This is a genomic window from Mycobacterium sp. 852013-50091_SCH5140682 (genome assembly GCF_001665685.1).
Classification (GTDB): Bacteria; Actinomycetota; Actinomycetes; order Mycobacteriales; family Mycobacteriaceae; genus Mycobacterium.
The window spans coordinates 27818-48264 of sequence record NZ_LZTB01000009.1; the positions used below are offsets into that span (position 1 = coordinate 27818).

Annotated in this window: 14 protein-coding genes; 11 read left to right on the forward strand and 3 right to left on the reverse strand. The window is 65.7% G+C overall.

Features of this window, described 5'->3' with window-relative positions:
* Positions 1-901: 901 nt before the first annotated feature.
* The 10 genes from A5784_RS02160 to A5784_RS02205 all read left to right on the forward strand — a co-directional run bounded on the left by A5784_RS02160 (position 902) and on the right by A5784_RS02205 (position 15623).
* Positions 902-2221, forward strand: a complete 1320-nt coding sequence (locus A5784_RS02160; protein ID WP_197514609.1) for a Gfo/Idh/MocA family protein — start codon at positions 902-904, stop codon at positions 2219-2221.
* Positions 2218-3327, forward strand: a complete 1110-nt coding sequence (locus A5784_RS02165; RefSeq protein ID WP_064941900.1) for a DegT/DnrJ/EryC1/StrS family aminotransferase — start codon at positions 2218-2220, stop codon at positions 3325-3327. The genes A5784_RS02160 and A5784_RS02165 overlap by 4 nt, the downstream gene beginning before the upstream one ends.
* Positions 3328-3545: 218 nt before the next feature.
* Positions 3546-4316, forward strand: a complete 771-nt coding sequence (locus A5784_RS02170; protein ID WP_156750334.1) for a YveK family protein — start codon at positions 3546-3548, stop codon at positions 4314-4316.
* Between the two features lie 63 nt (positions 4317-4379).
* Positions 4380-5831 (forward strand): oligosaccharide flippase family protein, encoded by a 1452-nt coding sequence (locus A5784_RS02175; RefSeq protein WP_082944623.1) that lies wholly within the window; start codon positions 4380-4382, stop codon positions 5829-5831.
* Entirely contained in the window at positions 5828-7393 is a 1566-nt protein-coding gene (locus A5784_RS38085; RefSeq protein WP_064941906.1) for a hypothetical protein, read from the forward strand. The genes A5784_RS02175 and A5784_RS38085 overlap by 4 nt, the downstream gene beginning before the upstream one ends.
* Entirely contained in the window at positions 7381-11355 is a 3975-nt protein-coding gene (locus A5784_RS02185; protein ID WP_082944625.1) for a non-ribosomal peptide synthetase, read from the forward strand. Before A5784_RS38085 ends, A5784_RS02185 begins: the two co-directional genes overlap by 13 nt.
* 2 nt (positions 11356-11357) lie before the next feature.
* Positions 11358-12065, forward strand: a complete 708-nt coding sequence (locus tag A5784_RS02190; RefSeq protein WP_082944626.1) for a sugar transferase — start codon at positions 11358-11360, stop codon at positions 12063-12065.
* Between the two features lie 2 nt (positions 12066-12067).
* Positions 12068-13123 (forward strand): GNAT family N-acetyltransferase, encoded by a 1056-nt coding sequence (locus A5784_RS02195; protein ID WP_064941909.1) that lies wholly within the window; start codon positions 12068-12070, stop codon positions 13121-13123.
* 81 nt (positions 13124-13204) lie between these two features.
* Positions 13205-14446 (forward strand): NAD(P)-binding domain-containing protein, encoded by a 1242-nt coding sequence (locus tag A5784_RS02200; RefSeq protein ID WP_064941911.1) that lies wholly within the window; start codon positions 13205-13207, stop codon positions 14444-14446.
* 1 nt (position 14447) lies between these two features.
* Positions 14448-15623: a carboxylate--amine ligase gene (locus A5784_RS02205; RefSeq protein WP_064941913.1), complete on the forward strand. Its 1176-nt coding sequence runs from the start codon at positions 14448-14450 to the stop codon at positions 15621-15623.
* A 28-nt stretch (positions 15624-15651) separates the two neighbouring features.
* Here the strand turns inward: A5784_RS02205 and A5784_RS02210 are convergent, their stop codons facing one another.
* Entirely contained in the window at positions 15652-16929 is a 1278-nt protein-coding gene (locus tag A5784_RS02210) for a glycosyltransferase (protein ID WP_197514610.1), read from the reverse strand.
* 167 nt (positions 16930-17096) lie between these two features.
* On the opposite strand from A5784_RS02210, the gene A5784_RS02215 reads away from it, so the two are divergent.
* Complete coding sequence (locus A5784_RS02215; protein WP_064941917.1) at positions 17097-18317, forward strand: glycosyltransferase family 2 protein; 1221 nt, start codon at positions 17097-17099, stop codon at positions 18315-18317.
* Positions 18318-18357: 40 nt separating this feature from the next.
* Here the strand turns inward: A5784_RS02215 and A5784_RS02220 are convergent, their stop codons facing one another.
* A complete protein-coding gene (locus A5784_RS02220; RefSeq protein ID WP_064941919.1) occupies positions 18358-19179 on the reverse strand; it encodes an FkbM family methyltransferase in 822 nt (273 codons plus the stop codon).
* Between the two features lie 3 nt (positions 19180-19182).
* The gene (locus A5784_RS02225; protein ID WP_197514611.1) at positions 19183-20445 is read right to left on the reverse strand and encodes a glycosyltransferase; all 1263 of its coding nucleotides are present in this window, start codon (positions 20443-20445) and stop codon (positions 19183-19185) included.
* Between the last annotated feature and the right edge of the window lie 2 nt (positions 20446-20447).

A 20447-nucleotide genomic window follows, 5' to 3' on the forward strand; every position in this document is an offset into this window, starting at 1 on the left:
ACACACATCCCACCCTGCACAAACACCACAGCGGCTGATTTCACGTGTGCCCCGACCCGACGGCCAACGGAATCGACGCCATGGACCCGCAGGCAAACACCGAGCGGCACACGTGGCGCGGGTACTCGTTCAGCTGCACCTCACGGGTACCTGCCTCGGTGAACACAAAGCGAGCCGCCGACAATCGGAACGGTGGGCGAGAATCTGGCCGAACTGCGATCGGCCGGTCGTCGGCGCTGGCGGTGCGCCGGCAGCCAGTGGCCAAGGAACTAGTTCTCACGCCATGGCGGGCCCAGATCCTTCACATACTCGAGGTGGGCCCTACCGGACCGAAAAATCGCCGACCAGTTACGCATCATTGTCCACACCGTCAAAAATCACGTGCACACACCGCGTTGCCCGTGCTCGGCGCCAGCAGTCGCGCCGACGCCACGGTCTTCGCCCGTACCATCCAGTGCCCGAGGGCAGCCTCGGAACTAGGCCGAGGACCTAGCGGAAAATTCGCTCCGATGGTCCATGTACGACAGCCTTTGCGCCCCCGATAGTAATCTGGTGCACTTCGGATTTGCTCGGGATCTTTCTCGGCGGCCGCTGGCGAACCGGTCGTCATCATCAGCCGGTTCACCGGCCACCGTCGTGTCACGCCGGTTGCTGACGACGCCGGGACTCGAGCCATCCGCGCCGCCCTGCTGCACCCATGCCGGTTTGCCACGTTCAGTGAACGGCGCTCGCCGTGGCAATCTCTCCGATCGGGCCGGTACAGCCACGGCAGCTTGGGTCTGGCCACAGCGGTGCCGGCGGCATCTGCACTCCTGTCATCCCTGCATTCATCAGCTGTCTGCAGGCGAATTCCCGTCGGATGTGCTCCTCGGCCGGGAGCTGCTGATCATGCGGGCTCTCGTTGCGGGCGCGGGGAGGTATTCCGTCGTCGCGAATTCGAACCGCTCAGGGGGAGGGTAGCTGTGATCAGCTCCTGCGTCATCTGCGCGAGCGCCGCGCGAAAAATGTTCGTCGAGAAACCGGGTCCTCAAAGGCCTGTGCCAGCGGGCACCCGTCTCGCCGGTGTTTGGTGGAAGGCCATGCGATGAACTCGACCCAATCGACCAGCTTGAACGGCTTGTTCGCAGCCGCCTGTGCGCCATACGAGATAGCCCGTAACCCGATTCGGGTGGGTGTCATCGGCTACGGATATTGGGGGTCGAAACACCTCCGAGTGCTCGCCGGCCTACCCGACGTGGAAGTCACGGTCATCGAGAAACAACCGGACAGGCTCCGCGAGGCCGCAACCAACTTTCCCGCCGTACGCATTGCGGAAAATTTGCAGGACGTATCCAATCAGCTCGACGCCGTCGTCATCGCCACCCCGCCATGTACCCATGGACCTGTCGCGTTGTGGGCGCTCCGGGCAGGATTGCACACCTTGGTCGAGAAGCCTTTGGCCACATCAGTGACGGCTGCGGAAGCGATGGTGGAAACCGCCGACAGCGGCGGGCTGACTTTGATGGTTGGCCACACCTTCGAGTACAACGCTGCCGTCTGGAAACTGAAGCAGATCATCAACTCCGGTGAGCTGGGCCGAATCTTGTACGTAGACACCGCAAGGTTGAGTCTCGGTCGCTACCAGAACGACTGCAATGTCATCTGGGACCTCGCGCCGCACGATATCTCTATCGTGTCCTATCTGCTGGACGAGTTTCCCACGGTCGCGGCCGCGTGGGCACAGCGGAATGTGGGCGATGTCCACGCCGACGTCGCCTATCTGCGACTGGACTTCGCGAGTGTTTCGGTACCGGCATTCATTCATGTGAGCTGGCTGGATCCGTACAAGGTGCGTCGGGTGACGGTCGTCGGTGAGCGAAAGATGATCGTATACAACGACGTTTCCGATACAGAACGTATCCGGATCTACGACGTGGGCGTTGTCCCGGCTCAGCTGGCGGAGGGACCGGCGCCTTATGAGATGCCGGTTACCTACCGCACGGGCGACATCATCTCTCCGTACGTGCACTTCGTCGAGCCGTTGCTGGTACAGGACACGCACTTCCTCGACTGCATTCGGACCGGCCGACGGCCAGACACCTCCGGGGAACGTGGCCTGGAAGTAGTGAGGGTGCTCGAGGCCACCGACCGGGCCATCACCACCGGCGCTCCGGCCCCGATTCCGCCGCGTGGGGTAAAACGGATTTCACCGATCGCGACCGCCGTGGAGGTCGCTTCGTGACCCAAGACGTAGGTTCGGTGCCCTTTCTCGATCTCGCGTCGATCAACGGCGGTCTGCACGCCGACTATGAGCTCGCCTGGAAGGCCGTCCTGCACCACGGTCAGTTCGTCGGCGGACCCGAGGTCGAAATATTCGAGGCGAACTTCGCGGCCTATTGCGAATCCACCGCTTGCGTCGGTGTCGCGAACGGGACGGACGCCCTGGAACTGATCCTGGCCGGTCTTGGGATAGGGCGGGGCGACGAGGTCATTGTTCCCGCCAACAGCTTTGTCGCCACTGTAGAGGCAGTATGCGCAGTCGGCGCCCGCCCCCGGTTTGTCGACGTCTTACCCGACACCCTCTTGATCGACGCCGACGCCGTAGCGTCTGCCGCGGGCCCGAACACGGTGGCCGTCATTGCAGTGCATCTTTTTGGGCAGATGGCCGATATCGACACCCTTCTCCCGGTTGCACAGCGGCATAGTCTGGCCGTCATCGAGGACGCCGCACAGGCGCACGGAGCCCGGCTGCGAGGGCGGCGCGCCGGCAGCTTGGGCGCGGCGGCAGCGTTCAGTTTCTACCCGGGAAAGAACTTGGGCGCACTCGGCGACGCCGGTGCAGTGGTGACCCAAGACCGTGAGCTCGCCGCTCGGATACGGCAGTACGCCAATCATGGGCGGACCGCGGTGGACCGGCACCGCCACGACCAGCGTGGACGAAACAGCCGATTGGACACTCTGCAGGCGGCCCTACTGACAGTGAAGCTGGCCGGCTTGGACGACGCGAACCGCGCGCGGCAGCGAGCGATGGACCGCTACCGCCGACAGTTCCAGCCGTGTTTCCGGCCGGTTGCGATACATCCCGACGCAGAATCCGTGCACCACCTCGCAGTGATCCGCGCGCACAACCGCGCCGCGGTGACAGCCGAACTGGCGCGCCACGGAATCGGCTGGGGTATTCACTATCCGGTGCCATGCCACCGCCAGCCGGCATACGAAGAATTTGCCGATTCGTTACCCGTTACCGAGCAGGCCGCCGAGGAAATCCTTTCCCTCCCAATGTCTCCGACGATCAGGAACGCGCAAGTCGATCGGGTGTGCGAAGTGTTGTCGAAGGTGGCGACGTAGTGGGACGGCTTCGGCAGGTGCTACGAACGCGGTGGGGCTCACGGAAGCTACGGCGCCTATCTGAGCAGAACCGCAATCGAGGGTCGCAAACCTCGAATCGCGTCGTTCATCCCAACGTTCACGTTTACGGAGATCCGAACATGACCCAATCTCGACATACTCGCAATTCGATAGGGACCCGTGAAATCGCCCGGAGGTGGCCGTTGATCGTCGCTGTGATGGTGATCGCCGTCGGCGCTGCCATGTGGACGCAAAGCCGACAGGTGCCGTCGTACACAGCGACCACCAGGGTGGAGGTGGTTCCGCTGCCACAGTGGGACGAGACGTTCCTCGGCACCGACCTTGTGCGCGACTCCGGTGACGCCACTCGAACAGCCGCCACGGTGGCGGTGGAGCTGAATTCCGCCCGCGCGGCGACGGTCACGGCCGACTACCTGGGCGGCGGCTGGACTCCTGAATCGGTCGCCGCAGCCGTCAAGGTTTCATCCTTCGAGCAAACCAATGTGGTCGAAATCGTGGCTCGGTCAGCCAGCGCCGAGAAAGCAGTGAAACTCTCCCAAGCGTATGCCACTGCGACCCTGGCGGACAGGTGGCGCTCAATCTCCGCCCAGTTGGATGGCAGAATCGCCAAGATCCAGGCGAGCGCTTTGGCCAATCCCGCCGCAAACACCGACACCTCAAACACCAATCCTCTTGCCGCGCAACAGTCTGATCGCCTGCAGACCCTGCACATGATTCGCGAATCCGGCGCGGACCCGACCATGAGGATCGAGTCCACCGGCGCGGCGGTGGGAAGCAAGCAACTCCCGACCGGGGTGGTACTGGCGCTAGCCGCGACCGGTGGGCTGTTCGTAGGGAGCCTGGCTGCGGCAGGTATGGCGGCGTTGCGTCGTCCGGCGAACCACCGAATTGAGCAATCACCATGTTCCGCAATGGCTCTCGCGGAGCCCCCGAACGGGGACAGTCGAAGTGACCTCGAACCCGTCTGACATCTCCCGGCCCTGCCGAGCCCCAGTTCGCACGTTGCGTATGTCCGAAGGGCTGCGACGGACATGACCGAATCCGCACAGGCGACACCACCGACACCGGCGCTTACCAATCGAAGCTTGCTTCGCTCGGCGTGGTGGATGACGGGTAGCAATTTGGTCGCACAGAGCTTGACGTACGGCTCACTGATTGTGCTCGCTCGGTGGTTGTCCCCCAACAGCTTCGGCACTGTCGCCGTGGCTACCGCGATCGTCGGAGTCGGCGTCCTGCTCGTCGACCAAGGCACATGGGGCGCGGTCATCGTGGAGCCCGAACTCAGTCGCGCCGACCTGACGCGTGCCCTCTGGCGCTGTCTGTTGACCGGCGTCGTGCTGGCAGTGGCGATGGCAGCCGCGGCCGGCACGGTGGTCGACCGGTTCGCCGCCGGTGGCGACGCCGCAGCGGTCGCGGTAATAGCCATCTGCCTACCGCTGCACGCAGTCGCCGTGGTGCCAACGGCGCTGCTGCAGCGATCGATGCAGTTTGGTCTACTCGCCGGCCTCACTGCCGTCGCGAACGTTACGTCGGCGTTGGTAGCTGTGCTCGTTGCGTTGGACGGTCTCGGGGTATGGGCGCTGGTGGCTCGACAGCTTGTCTTGTACGGAACGCTGGCGGTCCTCTCTTCTGTGCTGTGCCTGCCCGCACTTCGCGCTCACGTACCCCGCTCGGGCCATGCCCGCCGCCGGCACGGTGCACGCATCGAGCGGTGGTTCTTTCTGTTCACGGTCAGCCATTCGGTGACCAGCAGCCTCGACAAGCTGATCATCGGTCTGTTCAGCAATGCCGGACTGGTCGGCATGTACTCGATTGCGATCACGATCGCGATGGCCCCGTGGACACAGTTCTCCGCACAGGTGGGCAAGGTGCTCTTTGCGGCCGCGGCTTCACAACCTGACAGTTGCAGCGAGCGAACAGAGCAGTCTGTGAAGTTGATGTCGATGCTGATGCTGCCGTTGCTTCCGGTCGGCATTCTCATTGCGCCCACAGTTCTGCCTGGGATCCTCGGACCGGAATGGCAACCCATGGTGCCCGTATTCCAGGTGTTGTTGGTGGTCGGCATCGGCAATGCGGTCATCAACTGCATCGCTGAACCTCTCACGGGCAAGGGCTATATGCCGTTCCGGGCAAAGGTCATGGTCGCACAGTGCGTGGCGACTGTGACAGCCCTCGGAATTCTCGTCCCGATCGGCGGCATTCTCGGCGCAGCGCTCGCCCAACTCCTCGTGTTCCTACCTTGTGCCGCAGTATTTTTCACAGCAGGAGCGCGACGCGCCGACACATCCACCGAGGCGCTGTGGCGCAGTCTGCGTCCGGTTGCGGTGGCGTTTGTCGTGCAACTCGTCGTCAGTTCCGCCGTTCTGATCGGCCTACTCTCGTCAGAGGCAACCGATTCGGTGTCGGCTTGCGTCGCAGCCGTCGCCGGCCTGTTGGCGGTTGGGCCGGTACTTTGGCGGACCCTTGGCCGGATTCGGTCATGACGGACAACGCCGGCCCCGGCACCTGGTGGACGTCGAATCCGTTCGGCACAGCCCGGTCATGCCGCTACGTCGTCGTGGCGTGTATCGCTGCGCTGGCCTTCGGGGTCTTTCTGCCCACCGACCCCTGGGCCGCTGTCGCCTGGCTGGTATTGATACCGCTCGCTTTTGCCACACCTGTCGCGGCGCTGGCGGTGCTCGTCGTCGTCACCGTCCTGGTGCCGTGGCAGATGCAGGACACATTGAAGGTCATCGGTGGAACCGACCAGGCCGGTTTGCTGTTTATCGACGTGCTGCTTGTGCTGGGTCTGGTGCGGATCGGCTGGCTGCTCGTTCGCCGGCGGCTGGTGTTCGATCTACCAATACTCCTGGGCGCCATCGTCGCAGCGATTTGCGCTGCCTCGCTGGTCTGGGGGCTGTGGCGCGGGGCCGACCTCAGTGAGGCAGGACACGAGTGGCGTCACGTCACCCTGGGCGTGGGCGCATTCCTGCTCGCGTGGCCTCTCCTGGCGAAACGCTCTGCCCGCCGGAAACTTTCGTGGGTTCTGTTGGGCCTCGGATTTGCCTTGGGAATGTGGGGCATCGCCCAGTGGGTGTTCTCCGTCGACTTCACCGCATCGGGTGACGTCGGAGTACGCGGCGGTCTCAGTTCGGGCCAATTGCAGGGCGGCCTCTACGCATACCCCGTCGCCGTCACAATGGCGTGGGCCGCACTGGTCACCGGCCCCGTGCGAAATGTGACCATAAAGGCTCTGCTCGCGGTGATTTTGCTTCTGAACATCACTTGTCTGCTCTTGACTTTCGAACGATCTTTCGTGGTTGCGACCACGGTGGCTTGTGTGTTTGTGGTGGTCACGTCAGGCGGTGGTGCCCGTCGCGGCGCAGTCAGGTGGAGCGGGGTCATCGCGGCCCTGTTGACAGCGGGTGCTGCGATTGCACAAGCCGAGGCGCAGACGGCGTTTGATCGCCTCACATCGGTGGGTCGGATCGGCAGTGACAATTCATATACGCACCGCCTGGCTGAGGCGCATGTGCTCAACGAGGCGATCGCCGCGCGACCCGTCACGGGCTCCGGATTCGGGGCGACCGTCACCTGGGGAGTTCGAGATACCTTCGACACCAGCACAACACCGTTCGCGGACATGGGCTATCACTGGCTGGCGTGGAAGATAGGGCTGCCCGCCGCGGCAGCTGTCTTACTGTTGCTCGCTCGGGCAGTTTTTCGACGGATGCCGGGCAAGGACGGCGCAGAGTGGCACGCGCTGCGGACGGGTAGCCGGGCATCGCTGCTCGCGCTCATGCTGATCGCCATCACCTTCGGGGTGTTCGACGCGCTCGGGGTCACCGCCGTCATGGGCTTGTTGGTCGCAATCTGCTATTCGCAGGCCGATTCCTTGACCGAGCCACGCCCACACGTAAATAGCTCACCCGCAGCTCGCGCAGAACGTGGGCGTACTGGCATGCCACCCGTATCCGTGCGCTGTGCCGGCATTGGCGATGCGGGTTGTGCGCGGGGACAGCCGCTGGCATCACCGAAACCGGGGAGGACGGAATGGTTGACGTAGGTAGCCGCTCGCATACGTGGATCTCCGGTGACTACCCTTGCGGCGGTGGCGCGGTGGAGAATGTGTTTCCGCTTACTGCGCGGCAGACACTGCTGTGGGTAGAGCGCAAGATGTACCCGGGCGTGCCGTTACACAATGTGCTGCTCACCGTGGAACTCACCGGGATCCTCGATGTCGACCGGTTGGAGCGGGCTTACCACACCGCGGTCGATGAGTTGGACTTCCTGCGGTTGGCCGTCGACGAGCACGAACCGCGGCAGTGGCTGATGACGGTCGGGCGTTCGCCGCTGGAGGTCGTCGACCTGTCGGCGCATCCGCAGGGCTTCGACGCCTGGCTGGCCGAGCGCAGTAAGCAGGTCTTCGCCTTTCCCGGTCCGATGCATCGGTCGTTTCTCGTACGGCATTCGCCAACCCGGCACGTGTTCTGCGTGCTGTTCGACAACATCTGCACCGACGAGGTGTCGGCGATGTTGTTCGCGAACTATCTGGCTGACCGCTATGACGGACGAACACCCCAGCTGCCCTCGCCATTTCGTGAATATGTCCGTGCCGATGTCAGATATCGCGGGTCGGCGGACGGCGAGCGCGACGCAGAATTCTGGCGGGGTGAGCTGCGCCGCGGTGGCCCACGTTTGCGTTTGTACGGCCAGTCGCAGACCCGTTCCACGCCGGTGGTCAAGCGTATCCAGCGTGACTTCGGCGCCAGGCGGGCTGCCGCGCTGCTGCGCCTCAGCTCCTCGGAGTTGGCGACCGGCGACGCGGCACGGTCGTGGCTTGCTCTGATGGTGACGCTGTTGGTGGCCTTCGTCAGTCGCACCAGCGGGCAAACCGACGTGACCGTCGCGGTACCGCTGTCGAACCGACATGGTCGGTGGCAGGCGGCGTTCGGCTTGTTGTACGAGCAGGGTTTCATCCGTGTCGAGCTGGTCGAGGGCGAGACCTTCCGGTCATTGAGTGAGAAGGTGCACCACAAACTGCTGGAGGCCGTGCAGCACGGCCAGTGCTGTGTTCCCGACCGCGACATCGAGCATGTTTCGCTCAACCTGATCGACGCTCGACAGCCCAACTTCTCCGGGCTTGGATGTCGGGCCGACGCCGTACCGATCTGGACCCTGCCCCAGATGACCTTCGATGGGGCAAGGAGCGATTTCGCGAATGCCACCCGCGTGCGGATGACCGTCTCGACCTCTGCTGGGGCCACGTTCGCCATCGGTTTCGACACCCCTGCGGAGCTGTTGTCCGACAGTCAACGTCAGCGCATGTTCGGTCATTTCGAGCGTCTTGTCGATGCGGTGCTCGACGATCCGCGTTGCCGAATCACTGATGTCGATCTGACGTCGGACGCCGAACGCAACTTCGCGTTGACGGCCGCGCGCGGACCCGAGCCTGCGCCGGCCCCCGACCTGATCGCCCGGATCGCAGAACAGTGCCGTCGACATCCCGACAAGGTTGCGGTCATCGCCTCGGAAGGGCGGCTGAAGTATGGCGAGTTGGCCACTCGCGTCGTCACATTGGCGGCACGGCTGCGCGAGCTCGGAGTTGTCCCGGAATCGATTGTGGCGGTCTGTATGCCGCGCGGTGCCGACGAGCTGACAGCCTTGCTGGCCATCCTGACGGCCGGTGGGGCCTATGTGCCGCTGGACCCTGCGCAACCACTGAGTCGGCTGTGCATGATCATGGAGGACGCCCGTCCTCAGTTGCTGATCACATCAACAGATCAACTGCTCGCACGACATGCGGGAAGCGTTCCGACAGTCTTCGTCGATGCCGAGAAACCAGGCATCGACTGCTCTGCGGGCGCACCCTGGACGGTGTCCACGCATCCAGACGCGCTCGCGTATGTCCTGTTCACCTCGGGCTCGACTGGGCGGCCGAAAGGTGTACAGATCACGCGGGGCGCGTTGTCGAACCTGGTGGCATCGATGGTGCGGACGCCCGGCCTCACTGAATCCGATGTGCTGCTGGCCGTTTCGACCACGATGTTCGACATCGCCGCTCTCGAATTGTTCGCGCCGCTGCATGCCGGTGCGACGGTGCACATCGCGGACACGGATACCGCAGCGTACGCTCGCCGATTGCGGGAGGTGCTGGATCGTGGGTCGATCTCGATCATGCAGGCCACGCCGACGATGTGGCGGATGCTGCTCGACGCCGGTTGGAGCGGTGATCGCCGTCTTCGCATGTTGGTCGGGGGCGAGCCGCTCAGTCCAGAGTTGGCTCGTCAATTGCTGCACCGTGGCGAGCTGTGGAATATGTACGGCCCGACCGAGACCACGGTCTGGTCGGCAATCAAGCGCGTTGTGCATGCCGACGACATCTCGATCGGCAAGCCGATCGAGCGGACCCAGATATATGTGATCGACGGTCACGGCCGGCTGGCGCCAGTGGGTGTGACGGGCGAGCTGTGCATCGGCGGCGCGGGAGTGGCGCGCGGCTATCTGGACCGCCCCGACCTGACTCACGAGAGGTTTGTCCAGAACCCGTACGGCCCGGCGGGCGATCGCATCTACCGAACCGGAGACCTGGCACGACTGAGGGAAACCGGTGAATTCGAGTGTCGGGGACGACTTGATCATCAGATCAAGATCCGCGGCTTCCGCGTCGAGCTCGGCGAGATCGAGTCCAGGCTGGAGGAGCTCGCCGGTATTCGGCACGCAGTCGTGACGCTTGACGAAGCGCAGGGCCGCGAGCCGCGGTTGGTGGCATACCTGGTGCCGGCAGCCGACGCGGCGCTGTCGGCGCGCGAACTCACACAGCAACTCCGCCAGCGACTTCCGTCGTATATGGTTCCTGCCAAGTATATTTCGATGAAATCGCCGCCGCTCAACACCAACGGAAAGATCGACCGCAGGGCGCTCCCGGATCCGGGAAACTTCCCCGATCTCCCTGCCGAGCGGGGTCGGCGCGTACCGCGCACCTCGACCGAATCAACGCTGCTACGCATCTGGGCCCGGACGTTGGGCACAACCGATATCGGGCTCGACGATGAGTTTTTCGAACTGGGTGGGCAGTCCGTGCTTGCAGTCCGAATCTTCGACGAGATCCACCGAACGCTGATGGTCGAACTTCCGTTGGCCTCGCTGTTCGAAACACCAACGATCGCGTCGTTGGCCGAACACATTGACGCTCTGCGTGGTTCGCCGTCGACGTCGCAACGGTGGACGACGGTCGTCGCCATCCAGCCACGCGGTTCGCTGCCGCCGATCTTTTGCGTCTCAGGGATCGGGGGCAATCCGATGACCTTCGTTGGCATCTCCGCCGCGCTCGGCGACCAGCAACCCTTCTACGGCCTGCAACATCGCGGGGTGGACGGGAGACTGCGCCCGCACACATCGATCCGGGGCATGGCCCAGGAGTTTGTCGATGACATCCGCGCCGTACAACCCCGCGGGCCTTACGTGTTGGCCGGCTATTCAGCCGGCGGCCTGGCCGCCTATGAAATGGCCCAATTACTGACCGAACGCGGCGAGCAGGTGAGAATGCTGATCCTCTTCGACACCGTCAACCCGTTGCTGGCCAACTGGTCCCACGCCGAGCGGGTGGGCGCGCACTGGGCGAATCTGCGCTCCGGCGGGCTACACTATGTCGCCGAGCGTGCCGCCGACCGGATCAGCAGGATGGTCACTGCTACGGCGATGTGGACACGTGCCGAGTTGGCGATCTGGTGGCCCTACCGGTTCAGGCTAGATGCGTTACACAGAGCGGTAATTCAGGCGGAATCAGCCTACCGGCCACAGCCCTACGCCGGCGATGTACTCCTCGTCCAGAGCGCCGAGCGGTTCAGCCCACGCCGCGGGATTGGCCATCGGTCAGACGAGTCCAACGGCTGGCGCCAGTACGTCCAGGGACGCCTGGAGATCTTCACCGTGCCGGCCGCCCATCTTCACATGCTGGATGGTGCGGCGGCACAGCTTGCGGCAGCCGAGCTGCGCCGGACCATGCAGACGCAGGCAAGGAGGTGAGCATGTTCCTGTCGGTGTTGGATCTCCACTTGCGCCGAGCGAACAACCGCTGTTCTCGCTCCGTGGGGTCGCCCGAGTGCACCACCCGAACACGGCAGCGCGTGGCGCGGCGGATCGCAGACGTATTGATCGCCGGCTCTTCACTTTTCATACTGTTCCCCGTGCTGGTCACTATCGGAATCACCGTCAAAGTCACCAGCTCAGGACCCGCGCTGTTCGCCCAGCGGCGCGTTGGACTCGACCGACAGCCGTTCTGGTTCTACAAGTTTCGGACGATGCATGTGGGCGGTGACGATACGGCGTTGCAAGAGATGATTGTTCGTGAACTGCGCGGTGAAGACACCTCGATTGGGGGGAGCTGGAAGCTCGACTGCGACAGTCGTGTCACCCGGTTGGGCTCCTTCCTACGCCGCACGAGCCTCGACGAATTGCCGCAACTGATCAATGTTCTGCGCGGAGATATGACACTGGTCGGGCCCCGGCCATGTCTGGAGTGGGAGGCTCAGATGTTTCCGAGCGAGTTCGACGATCGATTCACGGTGAAGCCTGGTTTGACGGGGCTTTGGCAGGTGAGCGGCCGCAGCACCATGGGCACGCTCGACATGCTCCGTCTCGACGTCCACTACGTGCGTCGGCAAACGCTGCGCGGTGATATCGCGATCATCGCCCGGACGGTTCCCGCAGTGTTGCGCGCGGACGGTGCGCGGTGAATATGCAGATTATCGCCCGCCCGAAGGTGATCGTCTCGGACCCGCGTACCGACGCCCGCTGGCACACCCTTGCAGGGAGCAGCAACGGGAGTTTGTTCACCTCGCCCCCGTGGATCAGGTCGGTGTGCGACACCTACGGGTTCACACCGCAGGCGCGGATCGTCACCGATGCCACGGGATGTCCGACCGACGGCTTCGCCTTCGTTCCGATCAGCGACATGCGTGGCGACCGACTGGTCAGCCTTCCTTTCTCGGACAGGGCCGAGCCACTCGTGTCCGATCGGGCGATGTGGCCGTCCCTGTTGACCGGCGCGCTGCGCGACGGGGCCCCGCTCACGATTCGCTGCCTCGACACGGCCGTGCCGACGACCGGCGACGGCCTCGTGCCCACGGGGCAGGCGGCTTGGCACGGCACGCCGTTGGGTGAGCCGGTGCAGGAGATCTACCGGTCACTCGGCCCGGCCGTCCGGCGGAACATCGCCACGGCCGAACGCAACGGTGTCCACGTCGACGTGCTCACCGGGATCGACGCCATCCGGATCTATCACCGGTTGCATGTATCGCTGCGCAAGTACAAGTACCGGCTGTTGGCCCAGCCGCTCGCCCTGTTCGAGCGGATCTGGCAGGAGTTCTCCGCGCACGACGGCATCGTGACCTTGCTTGCGCGGGTCAACGGCGAGCCGATTGCGGGAGCGATCTACCTCGCGTGGAACGACGTTCTGTACTACAAGTTCGGTGCATCGGTGGCGGCAGCGCTTCCGATGCGGCCCAACGATGCGCTCTTCTGGACCGCCCTGCGCTGGGCGTCCGACCGGGGGTTTCGCCTGTTGGATTGGGGTCTCAGCGATCTCGATCAGCCCGGGCTCATCGCGTACAAGCGCAAGTGGGTCAGCGAGGAGCGGCGGATCGTGACGCTCCGGTCGTTGACCGGCGACCCTGCGGGTCGTCGAGACGTCAGCGAACTTCTCGGCACGCTGGCGCGTCTGCTCACCGATGACGCGGTGCCGGACCACATCACCGAGCGAGCCGGCTCACTTCTCTACCGCTACTTCACCTGAAGGCCGTCACGTCGCGGCCGATTTCCCGATCGTTCGCGCCGAACACATGCGCTTACCGAACCCACCGAAGGGACGATCACCATGAAAACACCGCGCATCCCCGTCGCGATCGTCGGCGCCGGGCCGTACGGACTTTCGGCCGCCGCGCACCTCCGGGCTTACGGCATCACGAGTTGCGTGTTCGGCCCCGCGATGTCCTTCTGGAGTGACATGCCGCGGGGCATGCTGCTGCGCTCGCCCTACGTCGCGTCGAACATCAGCGATCCCGAGGGCAGCCTGACACTCGACGCGTACGGCCGCGCGGTCGAGTGCCCGGTGACGAAGCCTGTCGCGCTCGCCGACTTCATCGAGTACGGGCGGTGGGTCTCGACGAAGCTGACCGAACTCCGCGACGAGCGGCTCGTCGAGCGCGTTTCCCGCGCCGATGGCGAGTTTGAGGTCACGCTCACCGAGGGCGAGACCCTGCGCGCCGCACGCGTCGTCGTCGCGGCCGGGATCGGGCGGTTCGCTGCGCGTCCGCCTCAATTCTCCGGATTTCCCCGGTCACTGGTCTCGCACACCTCGGAACACACCGACCTCTCCACGTTCGCCGGATCGAAGGTGGTCGTGATCGGCGGCGGTCAGAGCGCGCTCGAGTCCGCCGCGCTCATGCACGAGGTCGGCGCCGAGGTGGAAGTGCTCGTACGCGCACCGCTCGTCCGCTACCTGAAGACGAAAACCTCGATGCTGCACAAGCTCGGCCCGGTCACGCGCCTGCTGTACGCGCCGCCGGACGTCGGCCCGGCAGGTCTCAGCCGGCTCGTCGCCGCCCCCGACTGGTATCGCCGCCTTCCGCGCGGGCTGCAGGACAAGGCCGGTCCGCGCTCGATCCGGCCCGCGGGCGCAGCCTGGCTCGCCCCGCGGCTGGCGTCCGTGAAGATCACGACGAACGCCGAGGTGCTTCGTGCACGTGAGGCCGGCAGCGGGATGGAGCTGACGCTCGCGGACGACAGCGTCCGGACGGTCGACCATGTGCTGCTCGGGACCGGGTACCGAGTAGACATCGGGGGCTACCCGTTCCTCGCCCGTGAACTGCTCGCCGCGATCGCACAGGTGGGCGGCTACCCGATCTTGGACAGCGGGTTCGGGACGAGCGTGCCGGGGCTACACATCGTCGGCGCGCCCGCGGCGTGGAGCTTCGGCCCGCTGATGCGGTTCGTTGCCGGCACGGAGTTCGTGTCTCCAGCGCTCGCACGCGGTATCGCCGGCGATGCCACACTCGCGCACGGTATGCCCCGCGACGCCACGCCGGCGCGCGGAATAGCGACCTCGAACCGTAGCTGAGATGTCTGGTGCGCTCGTCGTCGGCGGCGACTATCGGGGGCTCGGCCTCGTGCGTAGCCTCGGACGACACGGCATCGATGTATGGGTGCTCATCGACGGCGAGGACGTGCTGGGCGCGTACTCGCGTTACTGCGCGAACTCGCTGCCACTCGTGCCCGGGCCGTACGCCGAGCAAGCAGACCAACTGCTCCAGCTCGCCGGCAGCGCCGAGGTACGGGGCCGCACGCTGTTCCCGACCAGCGACCGGGTGGCTGCGATGATTGCGCAGCACCACGCCGCGCTGGCCGAGTATTACGTGCTGACCACGCCGCCCTGGGACACGCTGCGGATCGCGTTCGACAAGCGCGCGACGTATGAGCTGGCCGAGCGCGTGAAGGTGCCGTACCCCAGGACCTGGCGGCCCGCCAGCGCCGCCGAGGCGGCCGCACTCCCGCTCGAGCTCCCCGTGATCATCAAGCCAGCCGTGCACGAGGAGGAAAATGCGCTGACGGTCGCCAAGGCCTGGCGCACCGACACGCGCGAGGAGCTGCGTGCCGCCTTCGAGCAGGCGGTGACGCTGCTACCGGCGGAGCAGCTGCTGGTGCAGGAACTTGTCCCCGGCGGCGGCGAGAGCCAGGTGTCGTATGCCGCCCTGGCCGACCGGGGGCGGCCGCTGGCGACCGTCGTCGCTCGCCGCGCGCGACAGTTTCCGACGGACTTCGGCCGCGCCAGCACGTTCGTGGAGACGATCGAGCAGCCCGCGATCGTCTCGAGCTCCGAGACCCTGCTCGCGGCGCTCTCGTACACGGGCCTCATCGAGTTCGAGTACAAACGCCACCAGGATGGCGGGCAATTCAAGCTGCTCGACATCAACCCACGCGTCTGGGGCTGGCAGTCGCTGTGCGGCCGTGCCGGAGTGGACTTCCCGTACCTGATGTGGCGGCTGGCGAACGGTCTGCCCGTCGAACCGGTGCATGCCGCCGCCGGTGTCCGCTGGGTGCGGCACAGCACGGACATCCCGACCTCCGCGCGCGAAATCCTGGGCCGCCGGATGGCGTTGCGCCCGTACCTGGCGTCGATGCGTGGACCGGTCGAGAACGCGATCTGGGCCAGCGACGACCGACGCCCGGGCCTGTACGAGTACCCGATGCTGATCCGAACAGTCGCGCGGAGGCTCGCGAACGGTCGTCATGTCTGAGCCCGTCGGGCCCCGGCTCGACGATCGATCAGCTGGTCACGAGCCGGGGACGCCGTCGTCCGCGCCGACGGCCGAGCTGACCGGCCAGCAGCGAGTAGTAGACCCCGAGGTAGAGGTCAGCCTGCGCGTCCCAGCCGCTGAGATCGAGTGCGGCGCGGCCGTTGTCGGAAAGCTGCGCGCGCCGTACCGGATCGTCGTGCAGTCGCTGGATCGCGGCGGCCAGTGCGGCGGCGTTGCCGGGCTCGAAGTACTCGAGCCGGTCGTCATCGTGCGCCGCCGAGACGGAGCGGAGCCGGCTCGCGATCGTCGGCAGCCCGAAGTTCCAGTAGTCGATCATCTTGTTCGTGGTCACGAGGTGCGAGTACGGCGACGCCTTCTGTGCGACGACACCGACGTCGGCGGTCGCGAGCAACTCGTCGAGCCGCTCGCGGGAGACCCAGCCCTCGAACGTCACGATGTCGCCGAGCCCGAGCCGCTCGATCTGGTCGAGCAGCTCGGGAATGCCGCCGCCGCGGCCGGTGAACACAACCCGCAGGCCCGGAATCCGGTCGCGCAGCAGGTCAGCCGCATCGACGATCGTGTCGGGCCCGTAGCGCTTCTCGATCGTGCCGTGACACAGTACGAGAAAGCCATTCGTAGACGCGGCGTTGCGGACAACCGCCTGTGGGATCGGCCGCGACGCGTTGGCCGTACGGATCACCGAGATGTCCTCGCGACGAGCGCCGCGCTCGACGTATACCTGCCTCAGTTCGTCGGTGACCGTGAGAGCGTGGTCCGCGAAGCGGAGGGCGGCCTGTTCGACGCGTGCGAGCGCGCGCGTGAGACCGGGCCTGCCGTACAGCGTTTCGAACAACTCGGGCGTCGGCTCCTTGAAGAACCCGACCACCCAGGCGCCGAGCAGCTTCGGGACGATGGCGGAGAACACGAGGACGTCAGGCATCGTGTTGATCTGGACGACGGCATACGGGCGCCGCGCGTGCCGGACTGCGAGTGTCACCGCGACGAGCAACCAGAACCACGCGTAGTCGACGCAGTAACTGAGCAGCCCGGCGCGGTGAAGCGACGCAGGCAGGCCCGTCACCTTGATCCCCGGCGCCGGGCGGATGTCGTCCTGCCCCGGCGCGAAGCGCATGCACAGCACGTCCACCTCGAAGCCGGCGGCGGCGAGGGCGCTCGCCTCGCGCTGGACGGACTCGTCGAACCCGTCGTTCTGGCGCACGATGCACACGCGGGGATGTTCGGACCGTTTGCCCCACGGCAGCCAGTCCGTCCTCGCGAGCCGACGCGCCCCCGGTACGGCACTCACCTGGCTACCCGGGTGTGCAGATCTGCAAGCTGCGGTCGGGCGACGTGCCATGCGCTTCTACCTTCGATCGCTCGCGAGCACGTGCGATGCGATCAGTGTAAGCGCCGCGCCGGTGCGGAAGATCAGATCGGCGAAACCCTGCGCACCGCGGAGAGGACACCGGCCCGGTGAGCGCGTCGAGGCTGCTCGAGATCGGTGTCGAGGCGGTGCTGTTGGGGACCGGAATCGTACTTCTCGTGCCCGCCGTCTACCTGCTTGTGCTGACACTGGCGGCCACGGTTGACCGTATCCGTCCCGCGCCCCCGCACGCGCCGATGCGTGCCGCCCGACGCGTGACGGTAGTGGTGCCGGCGCACGACGAGGCCCTCCTGATCGGCAGGTGCGTCGCGGCGCTGCTCGACCAGACGCTCGAGCATGAGCGTTACGCGGTCGTGGTCGTCGCCGATAACTGCAGCGACGACACGGCCGCACTGGCTCGTGCCGCCGGTGCGCGCGTGCTCGTGCGTACGGCCCCCGATGCGCGCGGCAAGGGCCACGCCCTGCGATTCGCCATGGACGTGTTGCTCAGCGAGATCGACGGGCCCGATGCGATCGCGGTCGTCGACGCCGACACGGTCGCGGACCGCGGCTTCCTGGCGGCGCTCGTCGCGGCCTATGAGGGTGGAGCGGACGCGGCCCAGGGCGTCTCGCTGCTCGACCCGGACAACGAGCCGCGCTCGCAGCTGCGCGCGGCCGCGTTTCTCCTGATCAACCGCGTGCGCTCTGGCGGTCGCGCCAGGCTCGGCCTCACCTGCACGCTTCAGGGCAACGGGATGTTCTTCGCCGCCGACGTGCTGCGGCTACATCCGTGGGACGCCTTCACCAGCGCCGAGGACCTCGAATACTCCGTGCGCCTGCGGCTCGCCGGGGAAAAGGTCGAGTTCGTCCCCGCCGCGATCCTGCATTCGCCGACCGCGCCGTCCGCGCAGGCTGCCGACCTGCAAAGTCAACGCTGGGAGGGCGGCAAGCTGTATGTGGCGCGCGCGCTGGTGCCCGCGCTCATCCGGAGCGGTCTGCGCAAGAGGCCCGCCTTGCTCGAAACGGCCCTCGGCATCCTCGTGCCGCCGCTGGGTCTGCTCACAGGGCTCGCATCCGCCGGGGCCCTAGTCGCGGGCGCGTTGGCGCTCGCCGGTGCGATCACTTGGTGGCTGTTAGTACCGTTCGCGCTCGCGCTCGCGGTGATCGCTTGCTTTGTACTGCTCGGCCTGTGGGCGGCCGCCGCGCCCCCGTCGGCCTACCGCGCGCTCGCGGGCGGCCCCGGGCTCGTGCTGCGCAAGCTATTCCACGTGCGCCGCGTCCTGGGCCATCGTGCCGAGACGTGGGTCCGCACGGACCGGCGCGAGGCCTGAACTGCCCTCTCGCTTGCCGGTCCTGTCGCGATGTCGATCGCTAGCCGTCGCTCGACATCTCGACGGCGGAGGTACGGGCATAGACCTCGAGATAGCGGAGGTCCGTCTCCTCCAGCCATCGTCTGAATTCCGAAGCGGAGAGCCAGAAGGGAGATTCGAAGCTGTCCTCGATCACGTGATTGAATTCGGTTCCCGAGCTGATGTGCTCCAAGATATCAACGCATTCAAGGCCTTCGGCGCGGAATTCAGGCAGGTTCAGCTCGAACGAGACCAGTGGGACGGCCTGCCGCAGGCCACGCAGCACCGCCAACTCGTGGCCTTCCACGTCGATCTTCAGGAAAGACGGTCGGCCGTAGTCAGCGATGAGCTGTTCGACGGTGACGGTTTGCACGTCATAGCTCTGCTCGAATCGAACGTCGGGTCCGAATCGCGAGGTGGAGCTGTCCTGGAGCGCTTCAACCCACTTGTCGCTCAGGGTGTTGAGAGCCGATCCCGGCTGGGCCACGTGGAACTGGACCGTACGCACGTCGTCGCTCGCAGCCTTGGGCACGATGGTGACGGGCTTGTTCGAGAAGCGGCGGCGCAGCACTGAAACACTCGCTCGGTCCGGCTCGACGCTGACCACACGTGCGCCGAGCTTCAGGAAGATGGCGGTCTTGAAGCCGTCGTTCGCTCCCACATCGAAGATCAGGTCACCCGGCCTCAGCGCGGGCAACGCCTGGCGATAGAAGCGCAACTCGCGTCGCGGCTGAGATGCGAGCTTCGGGTGAAAGAGCCGGAGATAAACTCCGTACACCGGCGAACGGCGCAGTGTGTCGTACAGGCCGATCCTGCGGAGCGCCCGTTTGAGCATCTCGAGCATGGGTTACGTATACCGCCGTGGCTCGGGTTTGACTCCGCGATCGCCAAAAGGAAGCCGGCGCCTTGCTGGGGGCCGAACGACCGAACCACGTTCGTCGACGCACCGCTCTATTGCGTGGACGAAGGTACGCCCGCTCCGCGTCCAGCTGTACTCCCGCTCCACCAACGCCCGGCCGGCCGCTCCGAGCCGCGTTCGTAGGCCGTCATCGCGCATCACCCGGATCACGGCATCTGCGAAGTCGCCAGGATCGTCCGCCACCAGCACATGCTCACCGGCCGTCACATTCAGCCCCTCACAGCCCAGCGCCGTCGTGACGACCGCCTTACCCATCGACAGGGCCTCGAGAATCTTGAGCCGCGTGCCGCCGCCCACCTTGAGCGGAGCGATCGCTACCGCCGCCGCGGATAGATATGGCTGCGTTTCCGCTACTGCGCCGGTAACCACCACGCCGGGCAACGTGGCCAGCCGCTTGACCGAGGCCGGCGGGCGGATACCCACGAGATACCATGTCGCATCGGGAATCTCGGCACATACCCGCGGCCAGATTGTGTCTGCGAAATAGAGCGCAGCCTGCTCGTTCGGGTGGTAGTCCATGGATCCGGTGAAAATGACCCGATGCGGCGTCCCCGCCCCCTGCGGGCCTGGCGCGAACGCATTGGTATCGACGCCATTCGGCGTGACCACGACGCTCGCGCCAGGCAGGAGCGCTCCCAGCATCTCCCGCTCACGCTCGCTCGTGACCGACACCAGATCGGCGCGCGCCAGCAACGCCAGCTCCAGGCGCTTCAACGCCGCCGCCTCCAGTGCGTAGTGAATGCGTCGCGACGTCGACCGCGCTTGGGGCACCGATCGTTCCAACAGCTCGTATTCGACGTTGTGCTCGTCAATCACCACGGTGGGGCCGGGCGGCAGCCGGTGGTTCGCCACGATCACGCTCTGGTACACGACCGCATCGAACCGCTCCCCCGTGAGCAACGCGCGAATCGCCCGCCCCGCTCGTGGCGGGCTGAACCGCAGCGTCACGCTCGGCTGCCGCAACGCCGGCGAGGCCAGCTGCCAGGCTCGCTTGTAGCGGCTCAGTGGCGCCCCCACGATATGCAGGGCCTCCAGCTTGGCCTCCAACCCCGCGCCGTCGCGCGCTGCGACCGCCGGATCATCGGTGACAATCACGAGCGTGACACGATGCGCCTCACACAACGCGCGCAGCAGGTAGGCATTTCGCTTGGCGGCACCCGAGATGAGCCTGGGCGCGTCGCGGGTAACCACAA